Raw genomic sequence first — 21,934 nt, forward strand, 5'->3', positions numbered from 1 at the left:
CAGACTCAGATTTTGTCTTGATGTGGGCGCTGATTCGAATGTCAGCTGCCGCGATAGGTGCTGTACGACCACGGCGACACGAGCAGCGGCACGTGGTAGTGCGAGCCGGTGTCGGCGATGCCGAAGCGGAGCACGACGCGATCGACGAAACGGGGTTCGGGCACCTTCACGCCGAGCGACGCGAAGTAGTCGCCGGCATGGAACACGAGTTCGTATTCGCCGGCGGCGAGCGCGGCGCCTTCGAGCAGGGGTTCGTCGCAGCGGCCGTCGCTATTGGTCAGCACGGTCTTGATCGCGCGGCGCGATTCGCCGTCCAGCGCGTAGAGGTCCACCTTGATTGCAGCGCCGGGACGGCCGTGCGCCGTATCGAGTACGTGGGTAGTGAGCTTTCCCATTCGCAATTGTCCTTGTGTGAATGCGAGGTTCGGCGGCGACTCGATCCATTGACTGTGCGGCGGATCGAGGCTCCACGTCACGTGGCTACATACCCGTCGGCGAGATTGAAGCGAGCGCCGTGCAGGCATTGTAAAAAGGTTCCCCGCGCAAATACGGGCGCGATATCAAAGATAATGCGCCGCGCATGAGCGGCTGTCGACGGCCCGCCGGATACGGCTTCGGGTGGGCGTTTCGGGCCTCCGGCGGGGCGTTGCGCGGCGTACCATATCGAAACCGTGAAACGCGGTATTCCGGATCGCGCATTGTGTGCGGCGCGTGCTTGGGCGATCCTCCCGCCGTGCGCGTTGGCCTGATGGCCTGCGCGTACCCCGAAGACGGCGAGCACGCCGGGTAACCGGGCCAGGGCGTTCGAACGGACGCAGGCACCGGAGCGTGCCGCGACTCAGCGTTCGAACGGCTGTGTGACCGTCCCCAGGATCCGCCCCTGGGGGCAGACCGACGCGGAGAACGCATGAACCTCGAGCAGCACGCTGGCGCACGCGCGCCGAACACCTCCTCATCCCGCCCGAAAACCCTGCTGGTCAAGCACGCCGACGTGCTCGTGACCATGGACGACACGCGCCGCGAGCTGCGCGACGCGGGGCTCTACATCGAAGACAACCGGATCGTCGCGGTCGGCCCGACCGCCGAGCTGCCCGACACGGCCGACGAAGTGCTCGACCTGCGCGGCCACCTCGTGATCCCGGGGCTCGTGAACACGCATCACCACATGTACCAGAGCCTGACGCGCGCGGTGCCTGCGGCGCAGAACGCCGAGCTGTTCGGCTGGCTCACGAACCTGTACAAGATCTGGGCGCACCTGACGCCCGAGATGATCGAGGTGTCGACGCTGACCGCAATGGCCGAGCTGCTGCAGTCGGGCTGCACGACGTCGAGCGATCATCTGTACATCTATCCGAACGGCAGCCGCCTCGACGACAGCATCGGCGCCGCGCAGCGGATCGGCATGCGCTTTCACGCGAGCCGCGGCGCGATGAGCGTCGGCCAGCGCGACGGCGGGCTGCCGCCCGATTCCGTTGTCGAGCGCGAACCCGACATCCTGCGCGACACGCAGCGCCTGATCGAGACCTATCACGACGAAGGCCGTTACGCGATGCTGCGCGTGGTGGTCGCGCCATGCTCGCCGTTCTCGGTGAGCCGCGACCTGATGCGCGACGCGGCCGTGCTTGCGCGCGAATACGGCGTGTCGCTGCACACGCACCTTGCGGAGAACGTCAACGACATCGCGTACAGCCGCGAGAAGTTCGGGATGACGCCAGCCGAATATGCGGAAGATCTGGGTTGGGTCGGCCACGACGTGTGGCATGCGCACTGCGTGCAGCTCGACGATGCGGGCATCGGCCTGTTCGCGCGCACCGGCACGGGCGTCGCGCACTGTCCGTGCTCGAACATGCGGCTCGCGTCGGGTATCGCGCCGGTGAAGAAGATGCGTCTCGCGGGCGTGCCGGTCGGCCTCGGCGTCGACGGCTCCGCATCGAACGACGGCGCGCAGATGGTCGCGGAAGTGCGGCAGGCGCTGCTGCTGCAGCGGGTCGGTTTCGGGCCCGATGCGATGACCGCGCGTGAAGCGCTCGAGATCGCGACGCTCGGCGGCGCGAAGGTGCTGAACCGCGACGATATCGGCGCGCTGAAGCCCGGCATGGCCGCCGACTTCGCCGCGTTCGACCTGCGCCAGCCGCTGTTCGCGGGCGCACTGCACGACCCGGTCGCGGCGCTCGTGTTCTGCGCACCGTCGCAGACGGCGTACACGGTGGTGAACGGGAAGGTGGTGGTGCGGGAAGGGCGTCTGGCGACGCTCGACCTGCCGCCCGTCATCGCGCGTCACAACGCGCTCGCGCAGGCACTGGTCGAGGCGTCGCGCTGAACGAAGGCTGACGCCATCCGGCGGCCGCGTTGCCGCCGGGCATGCCGCCAGCCGTCGCCACGCCGCGCCGGCGCGGCGCGGGCGGCGCGTGCCGTTACGGCTCGATCAGCGTGCGGGTGGCTTCGGCGACGAGGCCGCGCAGCCAGCGCACTTCGTCGGAGTAGTGGCAGCGCTCGTGCCACAGCTGGTAGTACTGCATCGGCGGGAAGTCGAGCGGTGCCGGCACGACCGACAGCGGCAGGAACTTCGCGTAGTGATCGGCGAACAGGCGCGTCGTCGTGAAGATCAGGTCGGACTTCACGAGCACGTACGGTGCGAGGTTGAAGTACGGCAGCGTGACGACCACGTGGCGCTTGAGCCGTTCGCGCGCGAGATGCACGTCGATCGCGCCGCGCTGGCCGACCGAGTACGGCGTCGGAGCGAGATGCGGTGCGTTCAGGTACTGGTCGAGCGTGAGCCCGCCGCGCTTCGCGAACGGGTGCGTGTTGCTCATCAGGCAGACGATTTCGTCGACGAACAGGTTCGACAGGTGCAGCTGCTCGGGCGGTTCGGGCCAGTTGCCGACGACGATGTCGAGCTTGCCGTCTTCCAGCGCGAGCTCGTAGTCGAACGCGGGGCCGAGCGAATGGAACTCGAGCGTTGCGTTCGGCGCGGCCTGGCGGAAGCGCTCGACCACGGTCGGCACGAACAGCACGTTCAGGTAGTCGGGGCAGCCGATCCGGTAGCAGCGGATCGACGTGGCCGGGTCGAAGTTGTGCTGCTGGAACTTGATGCGCTCGATTTCACGCAGCGCGTTCTGCACGGGCTCGAGCAGGCGCAGCCCGTATTCCGTCGGCACCATGCCGGATTTGCCGCGCACCAGCAGCGGATCGCCGGTGATGTCGCGCAGGCGCCGCAGCGCGGCGCTGATCGCCGGTTGCGACTGGTTCAGTTTGACGGCCGCGCGCGTGACGCTGCGCTCCATCAACAAGGTGTGCAAGACGCGCAAGAGGTACGTGTCGATCGCCTCGCGTTGCTGACTCATGATATCTCCATTTTATATGTCTGGGCTGATCGAGCGGGCAGGGGGGGTATATCGTTTTTAATATGAAGCTGGGCCAGCGTCAAGAGATGGATACCCGCAGGTACCCGCCGGCCGGGCCGCGACAAGGGGCCTGAACGGGACGGATGGCGGTGCGCGCGGCGCCGCGCGGATGCGCGTTGCACGGATCCGGTTCGCGGCGCGGCGTGTGATGCAGGGTGCGCGTCAGTCGTCGATGCGCATGCCGACCTTCAGCGTGACCTGCCAGTGCACGACCTGGTCGCCTTCGATGTGGCCGCGCGTTTCGGTCACCTGGAACCAGTGCAGGTTGTGCAGCGTCTTGCCGGCTTTCGAGATCGCGTTGCGGATGGCGTCGTCGCTCGATTGCTTCGACGAACCGGTCAGCTCGATCATCTTGTACACGTGGTCGCTCATGATGCGCTCCCTGGGATATCGGTATGGATGGCCGGTGCAAGCCGTGGTCCCGAAGCGGCGCCGCGCGTGTCCGGCTTCTTGAGTGATAGGTATGATGGGCGGCAAGTTCAACCCATATCGGAGACGAGGAACATCGTGGAAGTCGGATTTTGCGGACCGGGATTGATGGGTGCGCCGATGATTCGGCATTTGCTGGCGGCCGGGCATCGGGTCAGCGTGTGGAATCGCTCGCGCGAGAAGGCCGAGGCGCTCGTGAAGGACGGCGCACAGGTGGTCGGCACGCCGCGCGAACTGGCGGAGCGCGTCGAGACGGTATTCGTGTGCGTGCTCGACGGCCGCGCGGTGGGCGACGTCGTGTTCGGCGAGCATGGGCTGCTCTCCGGCGATGCTGCTGCGCGCCGCCTGCTGCGCATCGTCGATCATTCGAGCATCCCGCCCGCCGCCACGCGCGATTACGCGGCGCGCGCGGCCGCGCTCGGCGTCGGCTGGGTCGATGCGCCGGTGTCGGGCGGCGTGCCCGGCGCGCAGGCCGGCACGCTCGCGGTGATGGCCGGCGGCCGTGCCGCCGATCTCGACGCGGTGCGGCCGCTGATCGACACGTACGCGTCGCGCATCACGCACATGGGCGACGCGGGCGCGGGGCAGACGGCGAAGCTGTGCAACCAGGCGATCGTCACCGCGACGGTGACCGCGATCGCCGAGGCCGTTGGTCTCGCGCAGGCGAGCGGCATCGATGCCGCGCGACTGGCCGAAGCGCTGGCCGGCGGCTGGGCCGACTCGGTGCTGCTGCAGACGTTCGTGCCGCGCATGACGTCAGGCGGTCACGCTCCGATCGGCGCGCTCAGCACGTTCCAGAAGGATGTCGATGCGATCGCCGACGCGGCGCGCGACACGGGTGCCGTGATGCCCGTGTCGGCCACCGTGCAGCAGGTGTTGCGGCTCGGTGCCGCGCAAGGACTCGCCGGCGCCGATTTCGCCGCGTTCATCGACATCGTGCGGCCCGGCAACGGGCGTCAGCAGGCCTCGTAACGGACAAGCGGGGCGCGTGAATGGCAGATGGGCCGCCCGGAGGCGGCCCATCGAATGGCAGGTGGTTCAGCCGAGCGAGCGTGGTGTCGTATCGCCGGCGTTCTGGCGGCCGAGCCCGCCGCGCAGGCTCGCTTTCGTGCCTGCACCAAACTCGGGCAGGATGCGCGCACGCGCACGGCTGGCGAACACGAGGAAGCCAAAGCCGTTTGCTTCATACCAGTATCCGCCGTTCTCGAGGCCGTCCAGCGGCTGCTCGAGCGCGTTGGCGATCGATTCGATGCAGCGCTTGCGCAGCTCGGCGATGGCGGGATAAGGCGGCTGGGCGCCGCGCACGCTGCACAGGAGCACGTCGAGACCGGGCAGCACATGCGCGTACAGGACGGGTTCGTCCTGCGCACGGGCGCGGGCAATCTTGGTGTCGAGCTGGGCAAACGGTTTCGAGTGGCGCAATACCGCGAGGAATGACTCCTGGCCATCCTGCTGGGCACGCCGACGTTTTTTCGGGAAGGACATAAACACTCGCCTCAAAAACAATTGCAAGAAATGCGGCACTTTCATGCGACCCACTCCCGGCTATGTACGCCGCATGTCGATCCTTTATAGCACACGAAAATGTTGCCTTCGTGCAGTACGACGATCAATGTCTCCCGTCGACCTGCTCGCCTTGATCGACACAGCCAGCGTCTTGGCGCCCGTACTGTCGTTTAGTCTCCATCATAGACCTGCTTTTCCCGCGCGTGCATTCGCCCGTCACAAAAAAGTGAGACAGGCCGCATGCGGCGGTGCACCGCGCGCAACAAAAAGGCCCGCACGGGGCGGGCCTGGCTGGCGGGGCGCTCGGCGATCAGCGCTGCTTCAGCGAATCGCGGATCTCGCGCAGCAGCACGGTGTCTTCCGGCGTCGCGGCCGGCGCGGCTTCGTCCGGCTTGCGCAGCTTGTTGATGAATTTGACCATCAGGAAAATGATGAACGCGAGGATGACGAAATTGATCGCCACCGTGATGAACGAGCCGTAGCCGAACGCGGCGACACCCGCGGCCTGCAGGTCCTTGAACGAATCGGGATTACCCTTGAACGTCGGGGGGATGGTGCCGAGCAGAACGAACTTGTTCGAGAAATCCAGACCGCCGGTCAGCACGCCGATCACCGGCATGATGAGGTCTTTCACGACCGAGTCGACGATCTTCGAGAACGCGCCGCCGATGATCACGCCGACGGCGAGATCCATGACGTTGCCCTTGACGGCGAACTCCTTGAATTCCTTGATGATGCTCATGAGCGGCTTTCTCCTGGTTGGGGCGAGGGGAGGCGTGCCGCGACGCGCAGGGATGCAGAGCGTCGAATGAGGGTCGGTGGCACGCCGATGGCCGCATGATAGCGAACGCTCCCCATTGCCGGTAGCCCATCTTGAAATGATTGACAAATCCGCGCGTCGGCGCGGCCGGCCCTGCAGGGGAGCGTGGCGTGCGTTGCAGCGCGTCGCGGGTGCGTCGACGCGCTGTGCAACTTCAGGTGTTGTCGTCGGTCCAGCCGTCGTCGTTGCTGCCGAGATCCATGCCGCCGCCGCCGTTGTTGCCGTCGCTCCAGTTCGAACTGTCGCCGCGGCCGAGGTCGAAGCCCGGGTCGTTTTCCTGCCGGCGGCGTTCGCCGTCGACGATCACGTCGCGTTCGACCACACGCTCGCGGCCGCCCGACATCGCCTCGCCGAGCAATACGCCGGTCAGCAACCCGCCCATGCCGCCGCCGAAACCGCCGCCGCCTTGCTGGATCACCACCGGCGGTTGCTGTTGCGGGTACGGTTGCTGCGGATACGGCTGGCCTTGCGCGCCCGTCATGCGATCGGCTTCCTGCGCGTACACGGAGCCGCTGCCGTTCACGGGTGCCGCGGGTTGCGCGGCCGGGTCCGGACGGCCCTCGACGCGTGCCTTCACGCTTGCATGACGCTGTTCGAGTTCATCGACGCGATACGGCGGCACCGGATTCTTGCCGTTCGACAGCGATTCGACGAGCGTGCGCGCGTCGGTCTCGATCGCTTCGAGTTCGCCCGTGAGCGCCGCGGCGCCGGGCGCCGTCGACAGCTTTGCGTCGAGTTTCAGCGGGCGGATGTCGTTCAGCACGTCGGTGGCGCGCTTGAGCTGCGTGCGGCGTTCGTCGTCGGCGCGGCTGTCGTCGGCCGTGCGCGCGCGCCGCAGCGTCCAGCGCAGCACCAGCGCGATCACCGCGACGATCAGCCCGAGGCCGATCCACATGCCGGTCGACGGGCCGTGTTTCTCGGCCGGTGCGACGGCGGGCGCGAGCGACGATTGCAGCGTACCGGCCTGCGTGGCCGACGGCACGTTGCCGCTCACGCGCGCGGCGTCGGCGCGGATGCGCGACTCCGTCTGCGCGAAGCGCGATGCGTCGGTGAACTTCAGTTGCGGATCGAGCGACTTCGCGCGCTGCAGCTGCTCGAGTGCGTCGGACGCGCGACCTTCGCGGTCCAGCACCTGGGCGTACAGGTAGCGCGCATGCGCGTTGTTCGGATGGGCGTCGATGACTTGCGACAGCTGCGTGTCGGCTTGCTGCCAGTTGCGTTGCGCGATCGATTGCTCGACCTGCTGCAGCGACGGGACCGCAAACGCGGCGGACGACAGCAACATCAGCGAGAGGCCGAGTGCGGCGAGAGATTTCTTCATGGTCGAACCGGGCGCAGGCGCCCGTCTCCTGACGATCGGTTCGCGCCGCGCCCGGGGCGGGCGGCGGCGCGGTTGCCCGCAGTGGCCGTTACTGCGCGGGCGTGTCGAGCTGCTTCTTCAACGCGGCGAGGCGATCCTCGACCGACGGGCCCTTGTTCAGCGCGGCGAGCTTGTCGTCGAGCGCCTTGCCGCTCGACGTGTCGGCCGAATTCAGGCGCGCGTCCGAGCGGGCGTTCTGCAGCGCGACCTTGTCCTCGAGCTTCTGGAAGTCTTCGGACAGGTTCTTGCCGCCGATGCCGCCCAGCGCGCTTGCCGCGACGTCCTTCGCCTGCGCGATTTCCTGCTTGGCCTGCAGGATGTTCGAGCGTGCATTCAGGTCGTTGCGGCGCTGACGCATGTCGGCGATCTGCCCCTTCAGCTTGTCGACCGACGGCTCGAGCGTCGTCAGCTCGGCAGCGAGCGCATCGCGTTCGGCTTCCGCGTTCGACTGTGCGCCGAGCGCCTCGCGTGCGAGTGCTTCATCGCCGGATTGCAGCGCGCGCTTCGCGCCGTCCTCGTACTTCTTCACCTTGTCGTCGGCCGCATCGCGCTTGCTGCGCTGGGTCGCGACCTGTGCCTCGATTTCGATCAGCGAATTCTCGGCACGGCCGATGCTGTCGTCGAGCTCCCGCACGATCTGCCGTGCGTCGCGCGACGGATCCTGTACCGAATCGGCCGCATCGTTCAGCAGGCCTTTGATCGTGCGCGAAACAGAGTCGAAAAGCGACATGAAATCCTCCGTGGTTGAAAGGCGCCGCGTGAGAGCGGCAGTGCCCGTTGCGAGCCGGTTCCGACCCGCATGAGCCGGCGGATATTACACCACCGGTTCACTTAAATACGGCTTAAACGCGCGACTTCAAGCGGCTTGCGCATCAGGATATCGAACCTTTCGCGATTGAAAGAAAATCGGCCGTGCGCGCCATATTGCGTGTCCATGATAGGCAGAGGATGCAGACAATACGTTCCTTAAATCACGGCATTGCGGGAATTTTTACAAAAAATCGCGAAGGCACCCGGTCGATTTCATTAAAATGCGCTGTCACGTCGCGGGAACGGATCGCCGCGCGGCGGGGTCTGTCGACGTGACAGCCGCATCACGCTGTACCTGCTCTGATTCATCCGCTTGCATTTCCGCATGCGTCCGAGGGCGCCACGTACGCCCGCCATTCCGACATGCCAATTATCAAACGACCGCCTTCTTCTTCCGACAGGAACGAACCCCACTACACGCTGCGCCGTTCGCCGTCCGGAGCCTATTACCCCGATGACGACGATCGCGACGACGACCGCCGCACTCAGCGCAGCGGCGGCGGAGGGCGCGGTCGCTCGTTCGGCTCGCGCGTCATGCTGTGGTTCGCCGGCCTGTTCGTGACGCTGGCGATCGTCGGCGCGCTGATCGTCGGCTACGCGCTGGTCGTGATGGCGCCGCAACTGCCGTCGCTCGATGCACTGACCAACTACCAGCCGAAGGTGCCGCTGCGCGTGTTCACGGCCGATCACGTGCTGATCGGCGAATTCGGCGAGGAGCGCCGCAGCCTCGTGCGCTTCCAGGACATTCCGGACGTGATGAAGAAGGCCGTGCTCGCGATCGAGGACTATCGCTTCTACGAGCACGGCGGCGTCGACTTCGTCGGTATCCTGCGCGCGGGCGTGGCCGACCTGATGCACGGCGGTGCGCGCCAGGGCGCGAGCACGATCACGATGCAGGTCGCGCGCAACTTCTTCCTGTCGAGCGAGAAGACCTACACGCGCAAGATTTACGAAATGCTGCTCGCGTACAAGATCGAGAGGGCCCTGACGAAGGACCAGATCCTCGAGCTGTACATGAACCAGATCTATCTCGGCCAGCGCTCGTACGGCTTCGCGGCCGCCGCGCGCGTGTATTTCGGCAAGGACCTGAAGGACATCACGCTCGCGGAAGCGGCGATGCTCGCCGGGCTGCCGAAGGCACCGTCCGCGTATAACCCGGTCGTCAATCCGAAGCGCGCGAAGGTGCGCCAGGAATACATCCTGAAGCGCATGCTCGAGGTCGGCTACATCACGCAGCCGCAGTACGACGAGGCCGTGAAGGAAGAGATCCACGTGCGCACGCCGGGCAACCAGTACGCGGTGCACGGCGAGTACGTCGCCGAGATGGTGCGGCAGATGATGTACCAGCAGTACAAGGACGAAACCTATACGCGCGGGCTGACCGTCACGACGACGATCAACTCGGCCGACCAGGAAGCCGCGTACCAGGCCGTGCGTCGCGGCATTCTCGACTACGAGCGCCGCCACGGCTATCGCGGGCCGGAAGCGTCGATCCAGCTGCCCGCGGCCGGCGACGACCGCGACGAGGCGATCGACGACGCGCTCGCCGATCACCCGGACAACGGCGACCTGCAGTCGGCGGTCGTGCTGTCGGCATCGCCGAATGCGCTCGAGGTGCAGTTCGTCGGCGGCGCGACCACGACGATCGGCCCGGCCGGGCTGCGCTTCGTGGCGGGCGCGCTCAGCCCCCGCGCGAACGACACGCTGCGCATCAAGCCGGGCTCGGTCGTGCGCGTGCTGAAGGACGGCAAGACGGGCTGGCAGGTCGTGCAACTGCCGCAGGTCGAAGGCGCGCTCGTCGCGATCGCGCCGCAGGATGGCGCGATCCGCTCGCTCGTCGGCGGCTTCGACTTCAACAAGAGCAAGTTCAACCACGTGACGCAGGCGTGGCGCCAGCCGGGCTCGTCGTTCAAGCCGTTCATCTACTCGGCATCGCTCGACAAGGGCATGGGGCCGGCGACGATGATCAACGACGCGCCGCTGTACTTCCCGCCGAGCGTGCCGGGCGGCACCGCATGGGAGCCGAAGGACGACGATCAGCCGGACGGCCCGATGACGATGCGCACCGGCCTGCAGCGCTCGAAGAACCTCGTGTCGATCCGGATCCTCGCGTCGATCGGCACGCAGTATGCGCAGCAGTACGTGACGCAGCGCTTCGGCTTCGATCCCGCGAAGACGCCGCCTTACCTGCCGATGGCGCTCGGCGCGGGCCTCGTGACGCCGCTGCAACTCGCGACCGGCTATGCGGTGTTCGCGAACGGCGGCTACAAGGTCGATCCGTACCTGATCGCCGAGGTCGACGACGCACGCGGCCAGCCGCTGCAGAAGTCGCAGCCGGTGCTCGCGGGCAGCACGGCGCCGCGCACGATCGAAGGCCGCAATGCGTACATGATGAACAGCCTGCTGCATTCGGTCGCGACGGCCGGCACGGGCGCGGGCACCAACGCACTGGGCCGCAGCGACCTGCAGGGCAAGACGGGTACGACGAACGACGCGAAGGACGGCTGGTTCGCCGGCTACCAGCAGTCGCTCGTCGCGGTCGCGTGGATGGGCTTCGACCAGCCGAAGAGCCTCGGCAGCCGTGAGTTCGGCGCGCAGCTCGCCTTGCCGATCTGGGTGAATTACATGCGCACCGCGCTGAACGGCGTGCCCGAGCAGCAGATGCCGATGCCCGACGGCCTGACCTCGATCGACGGCGAGCTGTATTACGCCGATCGCACGCCGGGCAACGGCTTCGTCGCGAACGTCGACATCAACCCGGCCGAGAACGCGATCAGCGCGAACGACGCACTCGGTTCGGCCGGTGCGGCGGGGCTTGCGCCGCCGCCCGTCACGCCGCAGGAGAAGCAGCAGATCATGGACATGTTCGAGAACAAGTAAGCGGCACGCCGCTGTTCCGGCATGCAACGGGCGCCTCCGGGCGCCCGTTTTTTTTGCGCGAATGGCCGGCCGACGGAGAAGGGGAAATCAGAACGATGCGCAGGCCGGCACGACCGTCATGCCGACCGATTGCTGGTGGAATCGCTGCATGTACGCTTGCCGGATTGCCGCGAGCCGCGCACGCGTATCGGGCGTATCGTCGGCGATGATACGGAGCACGAAGCTGTCTTCGCGCGTGATCCCGCCGCTGGCCCGGTCGCGCCACTGGCCGTGCGTATCCCAGTAGGTGAGGCCGTCGGGGAACCGCGGCGTGACCGTGTCGGCGAGGAACGCCGTGCGTTCCGCATCGGTGACGGGGCCGCGCCCGGCGATGTCGCGCCCGAACAGCAGGTCGGCCTGTAGCATGGGGTTCTCGCCCGGTTGCGTGCAGGCTGACGGCATGCCGACGACGGGCAAGGGCGGCGCCGCGCAACCGGCGAGCAGCGCGATCGCCATCGCGCATGCGGCCAGCGGCCGCATCTGCCCATTTCGTGACGATCGACCTCCGCGCGCGCAAAACGCTGCGCGCTCAATCACTTGCGTGCTTGTCCGGCGGGTTATCAACAGGGCTGTCAACATAATCTGGGGATAACCCTAGGTTTGTCCACGCGTGCCCGATGTGGGGTCAGTGCTGCAGTTTCGCGTGTGCGAGATGCATGCCGAGTGTGCCGGGGTCGGTATTGGTGCCTGATAGCAGCACGCCGACGCGCTTGCCCTGCAGCGTTTCGCGCAGCGGGCCGAGCAGGGCGGCCAGTGCGGCCGCGCATGCGGGCTCGACCGACAGTTTCAGGTGCGAGAACAGGAACAGCATCGCGGCACGCAACGCGTCGTCAGACACGGTGACGATCCGGTCGACGTGGCGCCGGCACAGCTGGTAGCTGTATTCCTCGGTATGCGGCGCCATCAGCGAATCGGCGATCGTCTGCATCGCGCTCATCTTGATCGTGTGATTCGCCGCGAAGCTGCGGCTCATCGCGTCGGCGCCTTCCGGCTCGACGCCGTACACATGCACACGCGGATTCGCGAGCCGCAGCGCGGTCGCCATGCCGGCCGCGAGCCCGCCACCGCCGATCGGCACGATCACCGCATTGAGGTCAGGTGTTTGCGTCGCCCATTCGTAGCCGAGCGTCGCGGTGCCGAGGATCGTGTGATAGCCGTTGAACGGATGGATGAAGAAACGGCCTTCCTCGGCCTCGATCCGCCGTACCAGATCGAACGCCTGCGACGCGCTGCCCGCGAGCACGACTTCCGCGCGGTACTGCTTGCACTGCGCGATGCGCGACGGGCTCGCGGTATGGAACATCACGACCTTCGCGCTGCTGCCGAGCCGCATCGCCGCATACGCGACAGCCGCCGCATGATTGCCGGCCGACACGCAGGTGACGCCGGCGTTCTTGCGCGCCTCGTCGAGCGCGAGCAGGTTCGTGAATGCGCCGCGCGCCTTGAAGCTGCCGCTGACCTGCAGCAGCTCGAACTTGAAGTTGACGTGGGTGCCCTCGAGGGACGGCAGGTCGGCGCGCTCGAACACGGGCGTGCGCGCGACCCACGGCGACAGCGCGAAATGCTGCGCGGCGATGTCGTCGAGCGTCGGGATCGGCTCGCCGTCGATCGTCGTATGGGCGGTGCCCTGTTGTTCAGTCGACATGACGTGGCGGATGGCAGAGTGGGCCGGCCCGCACACGCGAGCCGGCGTGGCGGGAGGCAGTCAGTGCGCGTCGACCGACATGCTGCGGATGAACTTGCGCAGGAACTGCTCGCAGCCGGCGAGCTGCGCGAGCTCGACATACTCGTTCGGCTTGTGTGCCTGCTCGATGTTGCCGGGCCCGCATACGACGCTCGGGATGCCCGCGCGTTCGAACAGGCCGGCCTCGGTGCCGTAGGCGACCTTGCGCTTGTCCTGGTCCGCCGTCAGCGCGCGCACGAGCTGCGTGATCGCGGCCTGTTCGGTGGCGTCAAGGCCGGGCGCCGCGGCGATCTTCGAGAACTCGATCGCGGCATTCGGATGCTCGCGAAGCATCTGCGGCAGCAGCGTTTCCCGTGCATACGCTTCGATGCGCGTGAAGATCTGCTCGGGATCGAGCGTCGGCAGGTTGCGGAACTCGAAGTCGAACCGGCACTCGGCCGGCACCGTGTTGATCGCGTTGCCGCCCTGGATCGTGCTCGTCTGCGCGGTCGTGAACGGCACGTCGTACAGCGCGTCGAACGGGCCTTCGGCGCGGAAGCGGTCGGCGATGTCGCGGATGTGGCAGATGAGACGTGCCGCGTACTCGATCGCGTTCAGCCCCTTCGGCGTCAGCGACGAATGCGCCGCGTGGCCGCGCACGCAGCAACGGTACGCATTGATGCCCTTGTGCGCGATGATCGGCCGCATGCTGGTCGGCTCGCCGACGATGCAGCCCGACGGCTGCACGCCGCGCTTGACGAGGTCGGCGATCATCAGCGGTGCGCCGGCGCAGCCGATTTCCTCGTCGTAGGACAGCGCGAAATGGATCGGCTTCGCGAGCCTGGTCGCCTGCATCTCGGGCAGCAGCGCGAGTGCGGTGCCGATGAAGCCCTTCATGTCGCAGGTGCCGCGGCCGTACAGGCGGCCGTCGCGGATTTCCGGCGCGAACGGGTTGCTGTCCCATTGCTGGCCGTCGACCGGCACGACGTCGGTATGCCCGGACAGCACGATGCCGCCGTTCGTCGAGCCGTCGTGCGCGGGCACGGTCGCGAACAGGTTGGCCCAGCCTTCGCGCGGATCGTGCGTGATCGTCGATGCGATGCCCTTCGCGGCGAGCGCGTCGCGCACCGTTTCGATCAGGCCGAGGTTCGGCACGCGGCTCGTCGTGTCCATCGACACCAGTTGCTTGATCCAGGGCAGGCTGACGAGCGACGCGTCGCCTTGGTCGGCGGCGGACGGCGCCGTCGCGTCGAGAGTGGACATGGCAAAACTCCGTCTGATGAATGGGAAAATCATACTCAAAAACGCGTCGGCCCGCCCGCATCGGGCGCAGTGCGGTGCAGCAACGCCGCACCCGTCACCATCGCGTCAGCGCACTGCGGCAGCCGCTCCCTGCTTGGGGCCGAGCGCGCGCAGCGTTTCCTTGATCGTCGACACGCGGATCGCGAGATCGGGCGAGCGCGTCTCGATGCGCAGCTTGTCCTGGCCCGCGAGCTTGATGTGCCGGTGCTTCTGCACCATCTCGATGATCCGCATCGGATCGATCGGCGGATTCGGCTCGAACTGCAGCCCGATCGCCACCTCGCTCGCGTCGATCTTCACGATGCCGAGCGGCTTCGCGGCGATCCTCAGCCGGTGCGTCTCGACGAGCGCGTGCGCTTGCGGCGGCAGCTTGCCGAAGCGGTCGATCAGCTCTTCCTGGATGCCGTCGATCGCGTCGCCGTGCTCGCAGTTCGCGAGACGCTTGTACAGCGACAGCCGCTCCTGCACGTCCGCGCAGTAGTCGGCCGGCAGGATCGCCGGCGCATGCAGGTTGATTTCCGTCGTCGCGGCGAGCGGGGCGGTGAGGTCGGGCTCCTTGCCGTTCTTCAGCGCCTTCACCGCATCGTTCAGCATGTCCGTATAGAGCTGGAAGCCGATTTCGTGGATCTCGCCCGACTGCTTGTCGCCGAGCACTTCACCGGTGCCGCGGATCTCGAGGTCGTGCATCGCGAGATAGAAGCCCGAACCGAGTTCCTCCATCTGCTGGATCGCTTCCAGCCGGCGCTGCGCCTGCTTGGTCAGCGCCTGCGGATCGTGGACCAGCAGGTACGCATACGCCTGGTGATGCGAGCGGCCGACGCGGCCGCGCAGCTGGTGGAGCTGCGCGAGGCCGAACTTGTCCGAGCGATGCATGATGATCGTGTTCGCGCTCGGCACGTCGATGCCGGTCTCGATGATGGTCGTGCACAGCAGCACGTTCGCGCGCTGCGCGACGAAATCGCGCATCACCCGTTCGAGTTCGCGTTCATGCATCTGGCCGTGCGCGATCACGATGCGTGCTTCGGGCACGAGCGCCTCGAGCATCGCCTTGCGGTTCTCGATCGTCTCGACCTCGTTGTGCAGGAAGTACACCTGGCCGCCGCGCTTCAGCTCGCGCAGCATCGCCTCGCGGATCACGCTTTCTTCCTCGCGGCGCACGAAGGTCTTGATCGCGAGCCGCTTCTGCGGCGCGGTTGCGATGACCGAGAAATCGCGCAGCCCTTCGAGCGCCATCCCGAGCGTACGCGGGATCGGCGTCGCGGTGAGCGTCAGCACGTCGACCTCCGCGCGCAGCGCCTTCAGCGCTTCCTTCTGGCGCACGCCGAAACGGTGTTCCTCGTCGATGATCACGAGGCCGAGCCGCTTGAACTGCACGTCCGACGACAGCAGCTTGTGCGTGCCGATCACGATGTCGACGCTGCCTTCGTTGATCTGGGCGATCGCCGCGTTGACTTCCTTCGCGGTCTTGAAGCGCGACAGCTCGACGATCCGCACCGGCCAGTCCGCGAAGCGGTCGGCGAAGGTCTGCGTGTGCTGCTCGGCGAGCAGCGTGGTCGGCGACAGCAGCGCGACCTGCTTGCCGCCCAGCACCGCGATGAACGCGGCGCGCAGCGCGACCTCGGTCTTGCCGAAGCCGACGTCGCCGCACACGAGGCGGTCCATCGGCTTGCCGCTCGTCATGTCGCCGATCACGGCCGCGATGGCGGCCGCCTGGTCGGGCGTTTCCTCGAAGCCGAAGCTTTCGGCGAACTTCACGTAGTCGCGCGGATCGAGCGAGAACGCATGGCCTTCGCGGGCCGCGCGGCGCGCGTACAGGTTCAGCAGCTCGGCAGCGGTATCGCGGATCTGCTGCGCGGCCTTGCGCTTCGCGCGCTCCCACTGGCCGGAGCCGAGCGCGTGCAGCGGTGCGCTGTCGGGATCGGCGCCGCTGTAGCGCGAGATCACGTGCAGCTGCGCGACCGGCACGTAGAGCTTGCTGTCGCCCGAATATTCGAGATGCAGGAATTCCGTCTCGCCTTCGCCGAGATCCATCGACACGAGGCCCATGTAGCGGCCGATGCCGTGCTGTGCATGGACGACCGGGTCGCCGACCTTCAGCTCCGACAGGTCGCGCACCATCGCGTCGACGTTGCTGGCCTGTTCCTGCCGGCGGCGGCCCGCGCGGCGGCCGAGCGCGCCGTACAGCTCGGTTTCGGTGATGACCGCGTAGCCTTCGCCCGGCACCGCGAAGCCGTTCGCGAGCGGCGCGACGCCGAGCGCGAAGCGTTCGTCGCTCTCGAGCCAGCCCGCGAAATGGTCGTTCGATGCAGGGCGCAGATGGTGTTCGGCGAGCAGCTGCAGGATCGTTTCGCGGCGGCCGGCCGATTCGACGGTCAGCAGGACGCGCTTGCCTGACGATTCGACGAACGTGCGCAGCGACGCAAGCGGATCGTCGGCATGGCGATCGACGGTGAGCTCGGGCAGCGCCGTCGCCCAGCCGCCGGCCGGCTGCGCGGGCAGCACGACGCGTGCGAACGGCTTCGCGAACGCGAAGAAGTCCTCGTCGGACAGGAACAGGCGCTGCGGTTCGAGGATCGGCCGCTCGCGATCGTGCGCGAGGAATGCATGGCGCTGTTTCGTGTCGGCGGTGAAGCGGCGGATCGACGCTTCGAGATCGCCGGTGAACACGAGGTGCGCGTCCTGCGGCAGATAGTGGAACAGCGTGGCGGTTTCGTCGAAGAACAGCGGCAGGTAATACTCGATGCCGGCCGACGGCACGCCGTTGCCGATGTCCTTGTAGATCGGCGCGCGGCTCGGGTCGCCTTCGAAGGTCTCGCGCCAGCGGCTGCGGAACGCCGTGCGTGCGGCTTCGTCGAACGGAAACTCGCGGCCGGGCAGGAGGCGGACGTCACGCACCGGGTAGAGGCTGCGCTGCGTGTCCGGGTCGAACGCGCGGATCGAGTCGACCTGGTCGTCGAACAGGTCGATCCGGTACGGCAGCGGCGAGCCCATCGGGTACAGGTCGATCAGCGAGCCGCGCACGCAATATTCGCCGGGCCGCACGACCTGGCTCACGTGCTCGTAGCCGGCCAGCGTGAGCTGCGCCTTCAGCTTCGCCTCGTCGAGCCGCTCGCCCTGCGCGAATGCGAACGTGTACGCGGCCATGAACGACGCGGGCGGCATCCGGTACAGCGCGGTGGTCGCGGGCACGAGCAGGATGTCGCAGCGGCCCTCGCCGAGATCGTGCAGCGTCGCGAGACGCTCGGATACGAGATCCTGGTGCGGCGAGAACGTGTCGTAGGGCAGCGTTTCCCAGTCCGGCAGCAGGCGCACGCGCGCATCGGGCGAGAAGTAGCGGATTTCCTGCGAGAGCCGCTGCGCGTCGACCGCGTTCGCGCAGATCACCGCGAGGAGCGGCACCTCCTGGCGGTTGTCGGCGAGATAACGGGCGATGGCGAGCGCGTCGGCGGAACCATGCGCGCCGTCGAAGGCGAAGCGCTGGCCGGGCTTGACGCGGGCAACGGGCGAGGCGGACGGGGTGGAAGCGTTATCTGGCATAGGGACGACAGGGGTGGCGTGCACGGGCGCATCGCGGTGCGCCGGTCGAGACGAAAGACCTATTATAAAATCCGCTTCTCGATTTCATCTTTTCGGCGTTTCCCTTCGTGACTCCCCGACTTTTCGCCCTGATTCCCTGTGCCGGCACGGGCAGCCGCTCCGGTTCGGCCGTGCCGAAGCAATATCGCACGCTGGCCGGCCGCGCGCTGCTGCACTACACGCTCGCCGCGTTCGACGCGTGCAGCGAATTCGCGCAGACGCTCGTCGTCCTCGCGCCCGACGATTCCCATTTCGACGCGCGCCGCTTCGCGGGCCTGCGCTTCGCGGTGCGCCGCTGCGGCGGCGGCTCGCGCCAGGCGTCGGTGCTGAACGGCCTGCTCGAGCTGGCCGAATTCGGCGCGACCGACCACGACTGGGTGCTGGTGCACGACGCCGCGCGCCCGGGCATCACGCCGGAGCTGATCCGTACGCTGGTCGCGACGCTGAAGGACGACCCGGTCGGCGGCATCGTCGCGCTGCCGGTGGCCGATACGCTCAAGCGCGTGCCGGCCGGCGGCGACGCGATCGCGCGCACCGAGTCGCGCGACGCGCTTTGGCAGGCGCAGACGCCGCAGATGTTCCGTATCGGCATGCTGCGCGAGGCGATCCTGCGCGCGCAGCGCGAAGGGCACGACCTGACCGACGAAGCGAGCGCGATCGAATGGGCCGGCCACACGCCGCGCGTCGTGCAGGGCAGCCTGCGCAATTTCAAGGTCACGTACCCGGAAGATTTCGCGCTCGCGGAAGCGATCCTCGCGCGTTCCACGAACGCTTCCTGACTTTCACCCCCTCACAATCGGAATACGCATGGATTTCAGAATCGGACAAGGCTACGACGTGCACCAGCTCGTCGAGGGGCGCCCCCTCATCATCGGTGGCGTGACGATTCCTTACGAACGCGGCCTGCTCGGCCACTCGGACGCGGACGTGCTGCTGCACGCGATTACCGACGCGCTGTTCGGCGCGGCGGCGCTCGGCGACATCGGTCGCCATTTCTCCGACACGGACGCGGCATTCAAGGGCGCGGACAGCCGCGTGCTGCTGCGCGAGTGCGCCGCACGGATCAAGGCGGCCGGTTTCACGATCCAGAACGTCGACAGCACCGTGATCGCCCAGGCGCCGAAGCTGGCACCGCATATCGACGGGATGCGCGCGAACATCGCGGCCGATCTCGGGCTGCCGCTCGATCGCGTGAACGTGAAGGCGAAGACCAACGAGAAGCTCGGCTATCTCGGCCGCGGCGAGGGGATCGAGGCACAGGCTGCCGCGCTGCTGGTGAAGCAGGGCGGCTGACGTCCGGTCGCGGTGCGCGGTTCGCCCGGCGCGCCGCGCTGCGGAAATGAAAAATGCCACGCGGATGCGTGGCATTTTCGTTTGAAGCGTCTACCGGGCCGGCGCGTCTGCCGGCCGGGTGGTGCAGCCGCTTATTCGCCTTCGGCGGCGATCACTTGCGCGGCGGCATTGATTACCGACGCGATACGGCCGACGTCGCGCAGCTGCGTGACGGTCATCCCTTGCTCGTTCTTCAGCAGCGCGTAGTGCGACTTCACGCAGAAGTGGCACTTGCCGACGATCGACGCGGCGAGCGCGTACATCTCGAACTTGCGCTTGTCGACGCCGCCGTGCGTCGCATACGCGCCCATCCGCAGCTCGGCGCGTTGCGTCTTCAGGTCGGCATCGTCGGCCATCTCGACATACGGATACCAGGTGTTGTTCATCCCCATCAGCGCGGCTGCCGTCAGCACGGCGTTCGTCTCTTCGGGCGACAGGACGCCGGCTTCGCGGATCGTCTTGATGAGCACCGTGCTCTTCGCCGCGATCGCCGCCGCCAGCGCGACGCCGACCGCGTCGGTGCCTTCGAGCGACGAGCGCGAGATCGTGCCGTCGAGGTTCAGGCGGATGTCCTTCGCGTAGTCGGGAATACGCGCCTTAATCGAGTCGATGAATTCCATTGATATCTCCTATGGGTTGGCCGTTAAAAAAGCCCGCAGGCAGGACGTGCGCCGCGGGCTTCGTGCATCGATGCGCTTACAGCGTTGCGCCGCCGACTGCACGGTTGCACGGGCACAGTTCGTCCGTTTGCAGGCCGTCCAGAATCCGCAGGACTTCTGCCGGGCTGCGACCGACGTTCAGGTTGTTCACCGAAACGTGCTGGATCGTGTTGTCCGGATCGACGATGAACGTTGCACGCAGGGCCACGCCGGCTTCCTTGTCGCGCACGCCGAGCTGGTCGATCAGCTCGCCCTTGACGTCGCCGAACGCGTAGTGGTTCAGCTTGTCGAGGTCCTTGTGCTCACGGCGCCATGCGAGCTTGACGAATTCGTTGTCCGAGCTGCCGCCCAGCAGGATGGCATCGCGCTCTTCGAACTGCTTCGTGAGCTTCGCGAACTCGACGATTTCCGTCGGGCACACGAACGTGAAATCCTTCGGATAGAAGTAGATGATCTTCCACTTGCCCGGGAACGACGCTTCGGTGACGGTCTCGAATGCCGACTGGCCGTTTTCCTCGTGATGATTGAAGCCCGGCTTCGCGGCTACGACGGTGAAAGCTTCGAGTTTATCGCCCACGGTTTTCATGCGGATACTCCTGTATGAGTTGGGAAGAAGACTGAGTCAAGCTACCTCGGTGCTGCAACGATGATGTGACAGCATGGGCAAAACTATAACACTATTAGTTAGTCACTTCAATAGATTTTAACTAACGACCCTCATAGCTTTTTTCAACCGGATCGATAGTGTGCAGCGCAAGAAGGGGGCGCGAGCGCGTCACGCAGTCGCACGTGCCTTGCCGGCGCCGGGGAATTCGAGCGTGACTTCGAGGCCCGCTTCGGGGTTGCGGTTGCGCAGGCGCAGCGCGCCGCGATAGCGGCCGACGAGGCGCAGCACGATCGCCATCCCGAGACCCGTGCCGTCCGCCTTGGTGCGCGCGGTGTCGACGCGGTAGAACGGCCGCATCACGAGCGGCAGTTGATCCTCGGGGATGCCGGGGCCTTCGTCGCTCACCGACAGCTCGACGCGCGCGTGCGACACGCGTGTCTCGAGCGTGATGCGCGACACGCCGTCCTGCTTGCTCTGGCCGTACTTGCGCGCGTTCTCGACGAGGTTGCCGATCACGCGGCGCATGTCGGTCTCGTCGGCTTCGATCACCGCGCTCGGCGCGAGCCGCGTGCGGATCTCGACGCCATCCTCGCCCGACACGCGCGCGGCGACTTCCTGCACGATCGACGACAGGTCGACGGGCTCCGGCTTGCGTTGCGACGGGCGTGCGTAGTCGATGAAGGCCGCGATGATGCGATCCATCTGCTCGATGTCGTCGACCATTGCATCCTTGGTTGCCTGGTCGGACGGGCTCATCTCGGTTTCGAGCCGCAGCCGCGCGAGCGGGGTGCGCAGGTCGTGCGAGATGCCCGCGAGCATCAGCGCGCGGTCGGCCTCGAGCTGTTCGAGGTCGCGCACCATCTGGTTGAAGCTGCGATTGGTCTCGGCCGCGACGCCCATCCCGCGCTCAGGCAGCAGCTCGGGTGTCTGGCCCGAGCCGATCTGCCGCGCGGCGAGCGCGAGCCGCGAGAACGGCCGGTTCACCAGGCTTGTGATGAACGCGGAGCCGAATAGCGACAACGCGAGCGCGAATAGCCCCCAGCCGGCCCACTGCAGGCCCGTGACGCTGTCGAGCTGGTCGCGGTCGAGCGCGACCCAGTAATCGTCGTCGTCGATCTTGAAGCTGATCCACACGCCGGGAATGTCGTTGACCGACTGCGCGATCACGGTATCGTCGCCGAGGCGGCTGCGGATGTCGTGTTCGATCAGGCGGTTCAGCGATTCGTCGGGCTGCAGCTTGAACTTGTCGGTCTTCTCGCGCGGGTAAACGCGCACGCCCTCGTTGCTCTCGAGATCCTGCAGCAGCGCACGCCGCAAATCGGGATCGGAATAGAGCAGGGCGGTGCGCGTGAGCTTCACGATCGCGACGAGCTGCAGCGCGACGCGCTGCGCACGCGGCTCGCGCTCGATCACGCGAAAGCTCTGGAACCACGCGGCGAGACTGACCGAGATCAGCAGCGCGATCAGCAGGAAGGTGCGCCAGAACAGCCCGCCGAACGCGAGCTGCAGGAGGCGCCGGTCGATACGCATGGGACGGGCCGTGGGCG

General features: G+C 66.9%; 19 protein-coding genes. 5 read left to right on the plus strand and 14 right to left on the minus strand.

The features are described from left to right. Positions 1–41 precede the first annotated feature (41 nt). Positions 42–395 (minus strand): hydroxyisourate hydrolase, encoded by a 354-nt coding sequence (gene uraH / locus BDI24065_RS22135; protein WP_011352401.1) that lies wholly within the window; start codon positions 393–395, stop codon positions 42–44. Between the two features lie 512 nt (positions 396–907). Here uraH and BDI24065_RS22140 point away from each other — a divergent pair. Next, positions 908–2,320, plus strand: a complete 1,413-nt coding sequence (locus BDI24065_RS22140; protein WP_175033080.1) for an 8-oxoguanine deaminase — start codon at positions 908–910, stop codon at positions 2,318–2,320. A gap of 94 nt (positions 2,321–2,414) precedes the next feature. Here the strand turns inward: BDI24065_RS22140 and BDI24065_RS22145 are convergent, their stop codons facing one another. Both BDI24065_RS22145 and BDI24065_RS22150 read right to left on the minus strand, forming a co-directional pair. Next, positions 2,415–3,344 carry a LysR substrate-binding domain-containing protein gene (locus tag BDI24065_RS22145; RefSeq protein ID WP_006402708.1) on the minus strand — a complete coding sequence of 310 codons (930 nt, stop codon included), beginning with the start codon at positions 3,342–3,344 and terminating at the stop codon, positions 2,415–2,417. A gap of 222 nt (positions 3,345–3,566) precedes the next feature. After that, complete coding sequence (locus BDI24065_RS22150) at positions 3,567–3,776, minus strand: dodecin (RefSeq protein ID WP_011352399.1); 210 nt, start codon at positions 3,774–3,776, stop codon at positions 3,567–3,569. Between the two features lie 135 nt (positions 3,777–3,911). On the opposite strand from BDI24065_RS22150, the gene BDI24065_RS22155 reads away from it, so the two are divergent. Beyond that, entirely contained in the window at positions 3,912–4,805 is an 894-nt protein-coding gene (locus tag BDI24065_RS22155) for an NAD(P)-dependent oxidoreductase (RefSeq protein ID WP_175033081.1), read from the plus strand. A gap of 66 nt (positions 4,806–4,871) precedes the next feature. Here BDI24065_RS22155 and BDI24065_RS22160 read toward each other — a convergent pair whose 3' ends face one another. The 4 genes from BDI24065_RS22160 to BDI24065_RS22175 form a co-directional block, all read right to left on the minus strand. Beyond that, positions 4,872–5,318: a hypothetical protein gene (locus tag BDI24065_RS22160; RefSeq protein WP_027784713.1), complete on the minus strand. Its 447-nt coding sequence runs from the start codon at positions 5,316–5,318 to the stop codon at positions 4,872–4,874. Between the two features lie 331 nt (positions 5,319–5,649). Then, on the minus strand, positions 5,650–6,081 hold the full coding sequence (mscL, locus tag BDI24065_RS22165; RefSeq protein ID WP_059233903.1) for a large conductance mechanosensitive channel protein MscL: 432 nt from the start codon (positions 6,079–6,081) through the stop codon (positions 5,650–5,652). A 232-nt stretch (positions 6,082–6,313) separates the two neighbouring features. Then, the gene (locus tag BDI24065_RS22170) at positions 6,314–7,480 is read right to left on the minus strand and encodes a tetratricopeptide repeat protein (RefSeq protein ID WP_175033082.1); all 1,167 of its coding nucleotides are present in this window, start codon (positions 7,478–7,480) and stop codon (positions 6,314–6,316) included. Positions 7,481–7,568: 88 nt separating this feature from the next. After that, on the minus strand, positions 7,569–8,249 hold the full coding sequence (locus tag BDI24065_RS22175) for a PspA/IM30 family protein (RefSeq protein WP_175033083.1): 681 nt from the start codon (positions 8,247–8,249) through the stop codon (positions 7,569–7,571). 443 nt (positions 8,250–8,692) lie between these two features. On the opposite strand from BDI24065_RS22175, the gene BDI24065_RS22180 reads away from it, so the two are divergent. Continuing rightward, positions 8,693–11,209, plus strand: coding sequence for a penicillin-binding protein 1A (locus BDI24065_RS22180; protein ID WP_175033084.1), 2,517 nt, complete (start codon positions 8,693–8,695; stop codon positions 11,207–11,209). An 87-nt stretch (positions 11,210–11,296) separates the two neighbouring features. Here BDI24065_RS22180 and BDI24065_RS22185 read toward each other — a convergent pair whose 3' ends face one another. The 4 genes from BDI24065_RS22185 to mfd form a co-directional block, all read right to left on the minus strand. Next, positions 11,297–11,728 (minus strand): DUF3574 domain-containing protein, encoded by a 432-nt coding sequence (locus tag BDI24065_RS22185; RefSeq protein WP_175033085.1) that lies wholly within the window; start codon positions 11,726–11,728, stop codon positions 11,297–11,299. 145 nt (positions 11,729–11,873) lie between these two features. Further along, positions 11,874–12,893: a threonine/serine dehydratase gene (locus tag BDI24065_RS22190; RefSeq protein ID WP_175033086.1), complete on the minus strand. Its 1,020-nt coding sequence runs from the start codon at positions 12,891–12,893 to the stop codon at positions 11,874–11,876. A 60-nt stretch (positions 12,894–12,953) separates the two neighbouring features. Further along, positions 12,954–14,174: an acetylornithine deacetylase gene (gene argE / locus BDI24065_RS22195; protein WP_175033087.1), complete on the minus strand. Its 1,221-nt coding sequence runs from the start codon at positions 14,172–14,174 to the stop codon at positions 12,954–12,956. A gap of 105 nt (positions 14,175–14,279) precedes the next feature. Then, complete coding sequence (mfd, locus tag BDI24065_RS22200) at positions 14,280–17,750, minus strand: transcription-repair coupling factor (protein WP_175033088.1); 3,471 nt, start codon at positions 17,748–17,750, stop codon at positions 14,280–14,282. A gap of 107 nt (positions 17,751–17,857) precedes the next feature. Between mfd and ispD the strand changes: the two genes are divergently transcribed. Next, the gene (gene ispD, locus BDI24065_RS22205) at positions 17,858–18,568 is read left to right on the plus strand and encodes a 2-C-methyl-D-erythritol 4-phosphate cytidylyltransferase (protein WP_011352390.1); all 711 of its coding nucleotides are present in this window, start codon (positions 17,858–17,860) and stop codon (positions 18,566–18,568) included. Positions 18,569–18,596: 28 nt separating this feature from the next. Then, positions 18,597–19,082 (plus strand): 2-C-methyl-D-erythritol 2,4-cyclodiphosphate synthase, encoded by a 486-nt coding sequence (gene ispF, locus BDI24065_RS22210; protein WP_021160386.1) that lies wholly within the window; start codon positions 18,597–18,599, stop codon positions 19,080–19,082. 131 nt (positions 19,083–19,213) lie between these two features. Here the strand turns inward: ispF and BDI24065_RS22215 are convergent, their stop codons facing one another. From BDI24065_RS22215 to BDI24065_RS22225, 3 genes are all read right to left on the minus strand, one after another. After that, positions 19,214–19,741, minus strand: a complete 528-nt coding sequence (locus BDI24065_RS22215; protein ID WP_011352388.1) for a carboxymuconolactone decarboxylase family protein — start codon at positions 19,739–19,741, stop codon at positions 19,214–19,216. Positions 19,742–19,817: 76 nt separating this feature from the next. Then, positions 19,818–20,366: a peroxiredoxin gene (locus tag BDI24065_RS22220; protein ID WP_047900946.1), complete on the minus strand. Its 549-nt coding sequence runs from the start codon at positions 20,364–20,366 to the stop codon at positions 19,818–19,820. 189 nt (positions 20,367–20,555) lie between these two features. Next, positions 20,556–21,917, minus strand: a complete 1,362-nt coding sequence (locus BDI24065_RS22225; protein WP_174960955.1) for an ATP-binding protein — start codon at positions 21,915–21,917, stop codon at positions 20,556–20,558. Positions 21,918–21,934 lie beyond the last annotated feature (17 nt).

Origin of the sequence: Burkholderia lata (genome assembly GCF_902499025.1) — a bacterium.
GTDB classification, from domain to species: Bacteria; Pseudomonadota; Gammaproteobacteria; order Burkholderiales; family Burkholderiaceae; genus Burkholderia; species Burkholderia lata_C.

Bases quoted from the DNA above. Each gene is read 5' to 3' on its own strand.
- uraH (WP_011352401.1), bottom strand. From the start codon at position 395: ATGGGAAAGCTCACTACCCACGTACTCGATACGGCGCACGGCCGTCCC.
- BDI24065_RS22140 (WP_175033080.1), top strand. From the start codon at position 908: ATGAACCTCGAGCAGCACGCTGGCGCACGCGCGCCGAACACCTCCTCA.
- BDI24065_RS22145 (WP_006402708.1), bottom strand. From the start codon at position 3,344: ATGAGTCAGCAACGCGAGGCGATCGACACGTACCTCTTGCGCGTCTTG.
- BDI24065_RS22150 (WP_011352399.1), bottom strand. From the start codon at position 3,776: ATGAGCGACCACGTGTACAAGATGATCGAGCTGACCGGTTCGTCGAAG.
- BDI24065_RS22160 (WP_027784713.1), bottom strand. From the start codon at position 5,318: ATGTCCTTCCCGAAAAAACGTCGGCGTGCCCAGCAGGATGGCCAGGAG.
- mscL (WP_059233903.1), bottom strand. From the start codon at position 6,081: ATGAGCATCATCAAGGAATTCAAGGAGTTCGCCGTCAAGGGCAACGTC.
- BDI24065_RS22170 (WP_175033082.1), bottom strand. From the start codon at position 7,480: ATGAAGAAATCTCTCGCCGCACTCGGCCTCTCGCTGATGTTGCTGTCG.
- BDI24065_RS22175 (WP_175033083.1), bottom strand. From the start codon at position 8,249: ATGTCGCTTTTCGACTCTGTTTCGCGCACGATCAAAGGCCTGCTGAAC.
- BDI24065_RS22180 (WP_175033084.1), top strand. From the start codon at position 8,693: ATGCCAATTATCAAACGACCGCCTTCTTCTTCCGACAGGAACGAACCC.
- BDI24065_RS22185 (WP_175033085.1), bottom strand. From the start codon at position 11,728: ATGCGGCCGCTGGCCGCATGCGCGATGGCGATCGCGCTGCTCGCCGGT.
- BDI24065_RS22190 (WP_175033086.1), bottom strand. From the start codon at position 12,893: ATGTCGACTGAACAACAGGGCACCGCCCATACGACGATCGACGGCGAG.
- argE (WP_175033087.1), bottom strand. From the start codon at position 14,174: ATGTCCACTCTCGACGCGACGGCGCCGTCCGCCGCCGACCAAGGCGAC.
- mfd (WP_175033088.1), bottom strand. From the start codon at position 17,750: ATGCCAGATAACGCTTCCACCCCGTCCGCCTCGCCCGTTGCCCGCGTC.
- ispF (WP_021160386.1), top strand. From the start codon at position 18,597: ATGGATTTCAGAATCGGACAAGGCTACGACGTGCACCAGCTCGTCGAG.
- BDI24065_RS22215 (WP_011352388.1), bottom strand. From the start codon at position 19,741: ATGGAATTCATCGACTCGATTAAGGCGCGTATTCCCGACTACGCGAAG.
- BDI24065_RS22220 (WP_047900946.1), bottom strand. From the start codon at position 20,366: ATGAAAACCGTGGGCGATAAACTCGAAGCTTTCACCGTCGTAGCCGCG.
- BDI24065_RS22225 (WP_174960955.1), bottom strand. From the start codon at position 21,917: ATGCGTATCGACCGGCGCCTCCTGCAGCTCGCGTTCGGCGGGCTGTTC.